Annotated in this window: 3 protein-coding genes and 1 pseudogene; 1 reads left to right on the forward strand and 3 read right to left on the reverse strand. The window is 74.1% G+C overall.

The genetic code is table 11. From position 1 onward, the window contains the following. From G3I41_RS35380 to G3I41_RS35390, 3 genes and pseudogenes are all read right to left on the reverse strand, one after another. Positions 1 to 273 (reverse strand): annotated as a pseudogene (locus tag G3I41_RS35380) (aminoglycoside phosphotransferase family protein); the annotation flags it as partial. 220 nt (positions 274 to 493) lie between these two features. After that, the gene (locus tag G3I41_RS35385) at positions 494 to 685 is read right to left on the reverse strand and encodes a hypothetical protein (RefSeq protein WP_164404612.1); all 192 of its coding nucleotides are present in this window, start codon (positions 683 to 685) and stop codon (positions 494 to 496) included. A gap of 186 nt (positions 686 to 871) precedes the next feature. Beyond that, positions 872 to 1,132, reverse strand: coding sequence for a hypothetical protein (locus tag G3I41_RS35390; protein ID WP_164404613.1), 261 nt, complete (start codon positions 1,130 to 1,132; stop codon positions 872 to 874). A 205-nt stretch (positions 1,133 to 1,337) separates the two neighbouring features. On the opposite strand from G3I41_RS35390, the gene G3I41_RS35395 reads away from it, so the two are divergent. Further along, positions 1,338 to 2,309: serine/threonine-protein kinase (locus G3I41_RS35395; RefSeq protein WP_164404614.1), on the forward strand; the 972-nt coding region annotated here is incomplete at its 3' end.

Consider the following 2,309-nt stretch of genomic DNA (forward strand, 5'->3'; position numbering starts at 1 on the left):
CTCGGTGAGGTGGGCGCCGGGGGCTACGGGCAGGGGCGCCAGCAGGATGCCGTCCAGCCCGGGGCCGGTCGCCAGCCGCAGCCGGGCGGCCAGAGCGGCCGTATCCGTGTCGGCGGCGTGGGCCTTGGCGACGAGGGGGCCGCTGCGGACGACGATCCCGTCGTCGCGTTCGGCGAGCACGGCGGGGGGCGGGCAGGGGCGGCGCCCGCAGCCTGCCGGGTGGGCCGCACGGTGGGCGAGGTCCCCCAGCGCGCGGACGAGTGCGGCGGTCACGGGTCTCCCCCGGTGCTACGGACGGGCTGTGGCGGTCACGCCCCGGCAGAGCGTACGCGGACGGGGTGACGGCAGGGCCGTGTCCGGCCCCGGAAAGCGCGATGTCCGGCCAGCTCCCCAGCTGACCGGACAAACGCTGCCGTCCGCCGCACCCCCGTCCCCACGGGGTTGTTGGCCGGATGTCCCGGTCCGGACCGCTCTTCCGGACCCGGGGCGCCGCTCAGCGCCCCAGCATCACGCCCACGGACGACGCCTGTGTGACCACTGCGTCCCAGCCGCCGAAGACGACGGCGAGCAGGGCCGCCAGGGGAAGGACCATGGCGGTCGCCACCAACGGGTGGCGACGGCCGGACGCGGCGTACGAGCCGCGTGACCGCGTGCGGACCACCGTCCGTGCTGCCGTGTCAGCCATGATTCCTCTCCTGACCTGATGTGGAGCGGCGGGCGTTTGACCTCGGGGGACGAGTACGACGCCCGCCGCTTGGACTCAACATTAGGGATTCGGGGGGCGGGCGGCGTCATGCCCGCGTACCGAATCCCGGGCCTCCCGGAGGATGAGCCGTGCCCGCTCGGCGTACTCCCCTGGGTGGAGACCGGGCTACGCGGGGTTGGGGTCTTCCCGGAGGGGGTGCTCGGAGGCGTCCTCCCTGGGCACCGGCTGTTCGACCAGGGCGAGGACCCTGGTCGCCATGAAGCGGGCCGTGCGCACCACGGACCCGTTCCGGGTGACTTCACTCACTTCGACCACGCCCCGGCGGACCGCGGTCTCCACCCGGCGGCCGGCCCGGGAGGCCACCACCTCGTAGGTCCGGGTGCTGTCCCCGGCGTCCACCACTATCTCGACTCGATCGCCCTTCACTGACCCAATCCCCCTTCTGCGACGAACCTTTGAGATCTCGCACGGGCCGGGGGGCCTGGATCCGCGGCTCCCTGACCACTCCTCAAGTCTCCCATCCGGCACTGACAATCGAATGCCCCGCGAGGGCGCGGCCTCTGAGCACCCCGGGCGGCGGGTACGTAAGCTGTGCCTCGTCAGGCGTACCAGGCAGCGGGGATGGGCAGACATGGCGATGATGCGGCTCCGGCGCGAGGACCCGCGTGTCGTCGGCTCGTTCAGGCTGCACCGGCGGCTCGGAGCCGGCGGGATGGGTGTCGTCTACCTGGGTTCGGACCGGCGGGGCCAGCGCGTGGCGCTCAAGGTGATCCGGCCGGACCTGGCGGAGGATCAGGAGTTCCGGTCGCGGTTCGCGCGCGAGGTGTCCGCCGCCCGGCGCATCCGGGGCGGCTGCACGGCCCGGCTGGTCGCCGCCGACCTGGAGGCGGAGCGCCCCTGGTTCGCCACGCAGTACGTGCCGGGGCCCTCGCTGCACGACAAGGTGGCCGAGGAGGGCCCGCTGTCGGCGGCCGAGGTCGCCTCGATCGGGGCGGCGCTCTCCGAGGGTCTGGTCGCGGTGCACGAGGCCGGGGTGGTCCACCGGGACCTGAAGCCGTCGAACATCCTCCTCTCCCCCAAGGGCCCCCGGATCATCGACTTCGGGATCGCCTGGGCGACGGGCGCGTCCACGCTGACCCACGTCGGTACGGCGGTGGGCTCACCCGGCTTCCTCGCGCCGGAGCAGGTGCGCGGCGCGGCGGTGACACCGGCGACGGACGTGTTCTCGCTCGGGGCGACGCTGGCGTACGCGGCGATGGCCGACTCCCCCTTCGGGCACGGCAGTTCCGAGGTGATGCTCTACCGCGTGGTGCACGAGGAGCCCCAGCTCTTCGATGTGCACGACGCGCTGGCGCCGCTGGTGAGCGCCTGCCTGGCGAAGGACCCCGAGGAGCGTCCGAGCACGCTCCAGCTGTCGATGCGGCTCAAGGAGATCGCGGCGCGCGAGGCGCAGGGGCTGCACGAGAGCCGGCCGCCCGTCCAGCGTTCTCAGGAGGCGGACCGCCCGACCGGCCGGCTGGACGGCCCGTACACCGAGCAGCAGACCCGTCGGGCGGCCGGCCCGGCCCCGGGGTCGCGCCCGCAGAACCGGCCGTCGGCGGCG

It is taken from the genome of Streptomyces sp. SID9727 (assembly GCF_010550605.1).
Classification (GTDB): Bacteria; Actinomycetota; Actinomycetes; order Streptomycetales; family Streptomycetaceae; genus Streptomyces.